Source organism: Stenotrophomonas sp. AGC87, assembly GCF_057333975.1.
In genome coordinates this window covers 266,167-272,329 of the sequence record NZ_JBHFHW010000029.1, presented here as the reverse complement: position 1 = coordinate 272,329, position 6,163 = coordinate 266,167, and the positions used below count along the sequence as shown (strand labels likewise).

At 69.5% G+C, this 6,163-nt stretch carries 6 protein-coding genes; 3 read left to right on the top strand and 3 right to left on the bottom strand.

The window, feature by feature from the left end; all coding sequences use genetic code 11:
• Positions 1–105 precede the first annotated feature (105 nt).
• Entirely contained in the window at positions 106–648 is a 543-nt protein-coding gene (locus ACE026_RS11220; protein ID WP_486039143.1) for a pseudouridine synthase, read from the top strand.
• Between the two features lie 56 nt (positions 649–704).
• Here ACE026_RS11220 and ACE026_RS11215 read toward each other — a convergent pair whose 3' ends face one another.
• Both ACE026_RS11215 and hrpB read right to left on the bottom strand, forming a co-directional pair.
• A complete protein-coding gene (locus ACE026_RS11215) occupies positions 705–1,094 on the bottom strand; it encodes a hypothetical protein (RefSeq protein WP_123729857.1) in 390 nt (129 codons plus the stop codon).
• A gap of 183 nt (positions 1,095–1,277) precedes the next feature.
• Positions 1,278–3,782: an ATP-dependent helicase HrpB gene (hrpB, locus tag ACE026_RS11210; RefSeq protein ID WP_486039060.1), complete on the bottom strand. Its 2,505-nt coding sequence runs from the start codon at positions 3,780–3,782 to the stop codon at positions 1,278–1,280.
• A gap of 90 nt (positions 3,783–3,872) precedes the next feature.
• On the opposite strand from hrpB, the gene ACE026_RS11205 reads away from it, so the two are divergent.
• Both ACE026_RS11205 and ACE026_RS11200 read left to right on the top strand, forming a co-directional pair.
• Positions 3,873–4,394: a hypothetical protein gene (locus ACE026_RS11205; protein WP_486039059.1), complete on the top strand. Its 522-nt coding sequence runs from the start codon at positions 3,873–3,875 to the stop codon at positions 4,392–4,394.
• A 52-nt stretch (positions 4,395–4,446) separates the two neighbouring features.
• The gene (locus tag ACE026_RS11200; RefSeq protein WP_486039058.1) at positions 4,447–5,244 is read left to right on the top strand and encodes a TatD family hydrolase; all 798 of its coding nucleotides are present in this window, start codon (positions 4,447–4,449) and stop codon (positions 5,242–5,244) included.
• 22 nt (positions 5,245–5,266) lie between these two features.
• Here the strand turns inward: ACE026_RS11200 and ACE026_RS11195 are convergent, their stop codons facing one another.
• Positions 5,267–6,163, bottom strand: a complete 897-nt coding sequence (locus tag ACE026_RS11195) for an NAD-dependent epimerase/dehydratase family protein (RefSeq protein ID WP_486039057.1) — start codon at positions 6,161–6,163, stop codon at positions 5,267–5,269.

The window sequence follows — 6,163 nt, the reverse complement described above, 5'->3', positions numbered from 1 at the left end:
GGCCATGCCCCCCGCGTCCTGCTCAACATGAAGATCATCGGCTGACGTTCGCTGCGGATGCACGGGGATGGGACAATGGGCCATCCCACTGCCGCTGTTGCCCCGATGCTGATCGCCTTCAACAAACCGTTCAACGTGCTGTGCCAGTTCACCGACCGCAGCCAGCCGCCGCGCGCGACGCTGGCTGGGTTCGGGCTGCCACCGGCGGTGTACGCGGCTGGCCGGCTGGATTACGACAGCGAAGGCCTGCTGCTGCTCACTGATGACGGCGGCCTGGCGCACCAGTTGACTGATCCGCGGCACAAGGCGGACAAGACGTATTGGGTGCAGGTCGAAGGCACGGTGACCGATGAGCAGGTCCAGGCGCTGCGCCGTGGCGTGCTGCTCAACGATGGGCCGACGCTGCCGGCCGGTGTCGAACGGTTGGAACCGTCGCCTGAGCTGTGGCCGCGCACGCCACCGGTGCGCTTCCGCAAGACGGTGCCCGATGCCTGGCTGGCGATCACGCTGCGCGAAGGCCGCAACCGCCAGGTACGCCGCATGACCGCGGCGGTCGGACTGCCCACGTTGCGCCTGGTGCGTGTCTCGATGGGCGCGCATGCGATCGGCGATCTTCAACCCGGCCAATGGCGCGAGATCGGACAATAAAAAACCGCCGGTAGCGACCGGCGGTTTCGATGCGCTTGCGGTAACGCGTCAGCGGATCAGGCGTCGCTGCCGATATCGCTGGTTTCGTCCACCACGGTCTCGTTGCGGCGGTTGCGTGCGCTGATGCGCTGCGCCTGGCCGTTCACCACGCCGCCGTTGGCAAGCTTCTTCTTCTGCTGCTTGCGGTACAGCGCGTAGCCCAGCAGCCCCACACCGACAGCGGCAGCGGCGATGGTCACGGCCGGATTGCGGCGCACCACCTTGGCGGCGACCTTGCTGCCGGTCTTGACCGCACCGAGGGCGGCACCGGTCTTGATCCAGTCGGTGGCCTGCGGCCCAAAGTGGCGCAGGTTGCTGCCGGCATGCTTGAGGCCGTCACCCGCGGTGCTGGCGAGGTCCAGGGCACGCTCGAGGGCGCGGTCGGTAATCACAGTCAATCTGCTCATGGGGGGTCCTTGCCTAAAGGTTCTGATCCAGTGTCGCGCGGTGACCGTGTAGGGCGTGTTATCCACTTGCTACGGCCGGATCACGACTGTAGCCGGTTCCCCGCGCTGCGTGCGCCACGTGCCCGGCGATGGTCAGGTGACAGCCATGAATGCGCGCATCGGGTGAGGAATGGGGCGGCGCGCTCACGTGCCGCGCGGCTTGGCGCGGTGTGTCGCGTTCGCCGTCCACGGATCATCCGGCCACGGATGCCGGGGATACCGCCCCTTCATTTCCTTCTTCACCTCGGCGTAGGTGTTCGCCCAGAAGTTGCGCAGATCCTGGGTGACCTGCAGCGGGCGGCCGCCGGGGGACAGCAGGTGCAGCGTCAACGGAATGCGGCCGTCGGCGATGCGCGGGGTGTCGCTCAGGCCGAACAGCTCCTGCAGTTTGACCGCCAGCACCGGCGCCTGCGGGCTGATGCCATCGGCGTCGAGCGCGTAATGAATCGGACGTTCCATGCCCGAAGGCACGGCAATGCGGACCGGTGCGTGGCGATCGATCAGCTGGCGTTGCGCCCACGGCAGCGGCGACTTCAGCGCTTCACCGAGGCTGGATTCATCAAGGGCATCCAGGCGCGTCTTGCCGTTGAACGCAGGCGTCAGCCAGTTCGGCAGCGTCGCCATCAGCGCTGCATCGGAGACGTCCGGCAACTCCAGCTCCGGCATCCACGCACGCACGGCCAGCGCCCGCGCCTGCCACTGGCGCAGGCCGTCCGTCCACGGCAGTGCCTCCAGCCCGAGTTCGGCCACGGCCTCGGTCAGGGCCTTCGCGGCATGCGCGGGGTCCACGCGGCCGGCCGAGCGGCTGTCCAGCACGATGCGATCGAAACGGGTTTCGCGGCGTGCCACCAGTGCGCGCTTCTCCCCGTCCCAACGCACCACGTCTTCCTGTTTGAAGCGTTCCGGGAAGTCACGCCGCAGGCGGTTCTCGTCCACCGGCGCGGCGCGCAGCAGCAATGCGTCGCGTGCTTCGTAGCGCAGTTCAACAGCCACCAGCCACGGCTCACCGCGCAGGTCGCTGGGATCGAACAGCCGCGCGCTGCGGCCGTTGGCCAGCAGGTAGCGCAGCGGATCGGTGGGATGGCGGGCGGCGATCCGGTCCGGGAACGCATGTGCGAGCAGGTCGCCGAGTTGATGCGCTTCGACTGAGGAAGGAGGCGCGGCATCACAGCGCAGGCGTCGCCGCCACTGTTTGCTGGCGGCATCGATCGTGGCCAGGCCGCCGCGGTTGGCATCGTGGGGTGCCCGCCCGTGGCGGAACGCCGCCAGCGCCCGCCACCGCGCCGCGAGCGCATCACCGCCCTGGCGCAGCGGATCGCGCGCTTCCACCAGCGCGGCCAGATCGCAGGCCAGGGCCTGTTCCACACCGGCACCTGCCGCCATCAGCATCGCCGCCAGGCGCGGATGCGTACCGAGGGTCAACATGCGCCGGCCCAGCGGGGTCAGCGTGCCGCTGTCGCTGAGCGCGCCCAGGCGCTGCAGCAGTTCACGCGCGGCGGCCAGTGCACCGGCCGGCGGAGTATCGACGAAGCGCAGGTCGTCACTGCCCCAGGCGGCCAGTTCCAGCGCCAGTGAGGCCAGTTCCACCTGCGCGATTTCGGGCCGACGCTGCGCCTCCAACCGCTGCGACTGCGGCCACAAGCGCCACGCCCAGCCCTCGGCGACACGCCCGGCACGGCCGGCACGCTGATCAGCCGAGGCCTGCGCGATGTTCACCACGTCCAGGCGCGCGAAACCGCTGTTGGGGTCATAGCGCGGCTCGCGTGCCAGCCCCGCATCGATCACCACCCGCACGCCGGGCAGGGTCACCGATGACTCGGCCACGTTGGTGGCCAGCACCACGCGGCGGCGACCGCCGGGATCGGGCTGCAGCACCTGCGATTGCTGGTCCACCGGCAGCTCGCCATGCAGCGGCAGTACCTGCACGGCCGGATCCAGCACGGACTGCAGCGCGGTCTGCACACGCGCGATTTCGCGCTGGCCGGGCAGGAACACCAGCACATCGCCAGGATGCTCGGCCAAGGCCTGCTCCACGGCTCGCCGCGCCTGCGGTTCCAGTGCCTCGTCGCGGCGGGCCGGGAAATGCGCGATCGTCACCGGGAAGCTGCGGCCCTCGCTGCTCAGGCGCGGCGCATCGAGAAACTGCGCCAGTCGCTCGCCATCCAGCGTGGCCGACATCACCACGATGCGCAGGTCCTCGCGCAGCTGCGACTGCACATCCAGCGACAGGGCCAGACCGAGGTCGGCAGACAGATGGCGCTCGTGGAATTCATCGAACAGCAGCGCCCCCACGCCTTCCAGCAGCGGGTCGTCCTGCAGCATCCGGGTCAGGATGCCCTCGGTCACCACCTCGATGCGGGTCCGCGCGGAGATCTTGTTCTCGAAGCGGATGCGGTAGCCGACGGTCTCACCGACGTTCTCGCCCAGCTGCCGCGCCATGAACTGCGCGGCGCTGCGGGCCGCCACGCGGCGCGGCTCCAGCATGATGATCCTGCGGCCTTCCAGCCATGGCGCGTCCAGCAGGGCCAGCGGTACCTGAGTGGTCTTGCCGGCGCCTGGCGGCGCTTCCAACACCAGTCGGGTGCCGCGCTCCAGCGTGGTCAGGATCTGCGGCAGCAGTGTGGAGATGGGGAAAATCGGGGGGCTCATCGCACAAGGATACGGCGTCCGCTGCGCAGCGCATTGCCAGCGCGCGGCGGGCGTGTTCCCCTGTGCCGCCCTGACCCCATGGATACCCCGATGCGCTGCGCTCTACGCGTGCTGTCGTTGTTGATCGCAGGCGCCATGGCGCCGTTCGCTGCCATGGCTGCCGAGCCCGCTGCCGCTGATGCGGACTCGCCGCTGCACGCGCCCTACGACGGCAACCACTGGGCCGTGCTTGTGCGGGCGCAGATCCAGGCGCGCTACCTGCCGGCGGGCTTGAGCGACGACGCTGCGATCCAGCGCGCACTGGCCGATGGCACGTTGCGCGAAGCGGTGTATCCGAGCCTGCAGCTGGCCGACGATGTGGCTTACATCACGCTGAAGGCGCTGGCGCGCAGCACGTTGGACCGCCGCAAGGACATTCTCTACCTGTGCCGGCGGGCGGCCGGCTTCCAGCTGCTGCTCGATGACACCCCTGATTGCGACGACGAGGCCGCACGCCGCCTGCGTTTCGACGCCACCGCCGACGGCGCGCTGACGTGCGGCGACTGCGCAGCGTTCGGCCTGCCTACGCAGTGGGAGCGCCATGATCGCCCCGCGCGCGGGGCGTCCGATTGAGCCTGCCGGGGCGCAGGTACAATGGCCGGGTTTCCCGTCCTGCAGCAGCCCCATGCAACTGATCGATATCGGCGCCAACCTCACCCACGATTCCTTTGATCGCGACCGCGACGCCGTGCTGGCGCGTGCGCGCGAGGCCGGGGTGGTGCAGATGGTGATCACCGGCGCCAGCCGCGAGCATTCGCCGATGGCGCTGGAGCTGGCCCGCCAGCATCCGGGGTTCCTGTACGCGACGGCTGGGGTACACCCGCACCATGCGGTGGAATACACCGACGAATGCGACGCGGAAATGCGCGCGCTGCATGCGCGTGCCGAGGTGGTGGCGGTGGGCGAGTGCGGGCTGGACTACTTCCGTGATTTCTCGCCGCGCCCGGCGCAGCACCGTGCCTTCGAGCGCCAGCTGCAGCTCGCCGCCGAGAACGGCAAGCCGCTGTTCCTGCACCAGCGCGACGCGCATGCCGATTTCATGGCGCAGATGAAGAATTTCGACGGCAAGCTCGGCCCGGCGGTGGTGCATTGCTTCACCGGCGAGCGCCAGGAACTGTTCGACTACCTGGACCAGGACTGGTACATCGGCATCACCGGCTGGTTGTGCGATGAGCGCCGTGGCGGGCACCTGCGCGAGCTGGTCAAGCACATCCCGGCCAACCGGCTGATGATCGAGACCGACGCACCGTACCTGCTGCCGCGCACGCTCAAGCCGTTGCCCAAGGACCGCCGCAACGAGCCGATGTTCCTGTCGCACATTGTTGAAGAGCTGGCCCGCGATCGTGGGGAAGAGGTAGAGACCACGGCCGCCAACGCGACGGCGGCTACGCGCGCGTTCTTCCGGCTGTCTGACGCGGCCTGAGAAGGTAGGTGCCGGTTGTGGGCTACCGCAGCGCAGGGCGTCCGTCGCCGTGGGTCCACGCGTCGTCCAGCCCTTCGCGGTAGGTCGTGAAGCGCGGCTGCCACTGCAATGCCGCGCGCGTGGCGCGGCCGTCGATGCGCTTGTTGCTGGTGTAGAAGCGGCGCAGTGAGGCGGCCACCTCGGGTGCGTCCCACGCCTGCACGACGGGCAGCGGCAGCCCACTCAGCGCCGCTGCGTAGGCCACCACGTTCTGTGGCGGCGCCGGTTCGTCATCGCTCAGCAGATGGAGCGCATCGCCTGCAGGCCGCTGCATCGCCGCGAGCACCCCGCTGGCCAGATCCTCCACATGCAGCCGGTTGAACACCAGCCCCGGCCGCACTACCTGCCTCGCCTTGCCCTGCGCCAGCTGGACCAGTGCATTGCGCCCGCGCCCATACAGGCCCGGCAGCCGGAACACTGCCGAGGCGATGCCGCGGGCCTGCGCGAGGGCCTGCCACTGCTGTTCCGCGTGCAGACGTTTCAGGGCGGTCTCATCGGTCGCATCGGCGGCGGATGTCTCGTTGACCCAGCCGCCATCGCGGTCGGCGTAGACCGCGGTGGAGGAGAGATAGCCCACCCAACGCAGGGCAGGGCTGTCGCTCAGCGCATCGGTGAGCAGGCGCAGGGCCGGGTCACCGTCTGCATCCGGTGGCACGGCGCAGACGAGGGCCTCGGCCGTGCGGATCGCCTCGTGCAGGCCCGCGCTGATCGGTTCGCCTGCCACCAGACGGTGGCGGAGCAGCCCATCGTCCGGCGCGTTCGCTGGATCACGCACGGTGCCGCTGCAGTGCACGCCGTGCGCGTGCAGCAGCGCGGCCAGATGCCGGCCGCTGTAGCCCAGGCCCAGCACCAGCACGCGGGCGGGCAGCGCGGTAGGCAT

What these genes read in the sequence shown, in the direction of transcription:
- ACE026_RS11205 (WP_486039059.1), top strand. Translation starts at nt 3,873, where the DNA reads ATGCGCTGCGCTCTACGCGTGCTGTCGTTGTTGATCGCAGGCGCCATG.
- hrpB (WP_486039060.1), bottom strand. Translation starts at nt 3,782, where the DNA reads ATGAGCCCCCCGATTTTCCCCATCTCCACACTGCTGCCGCAGATCCTG.
- ACE026_RS11195 (WP_486039057.1), bottom strand. Translation starts at nt 6,163, where the DNA reads ATGCCTACCGCGCTGCCCGCCCGCGTGCTGGTGCTGGGCCTGGGCTAC.
- ACE026_RS11215 (WP_123729857.1), bottom strand. Translation starts at nt 1,094, where the DNA reads ATGAGCAGATTGACTGTGATTACCGACCGCGCCCTCGAGCGTGCCCTG.
- ACE026_RS11200 (WP_486039058.1), top strand. Translation starts at nt 4,447, where the DNA reads ATGCAACTGATCGATATCGGCGCCAACCTCACCCACGATTCCTTTGAT.
- ACE026_RS11220 (WP_486039143.1), top strand. Translation starts at nt 106, where the DNA reads ATGCTGATCGCCTTCAACAAACCGTTCAACGTGCTGTGCCAGTTCACC.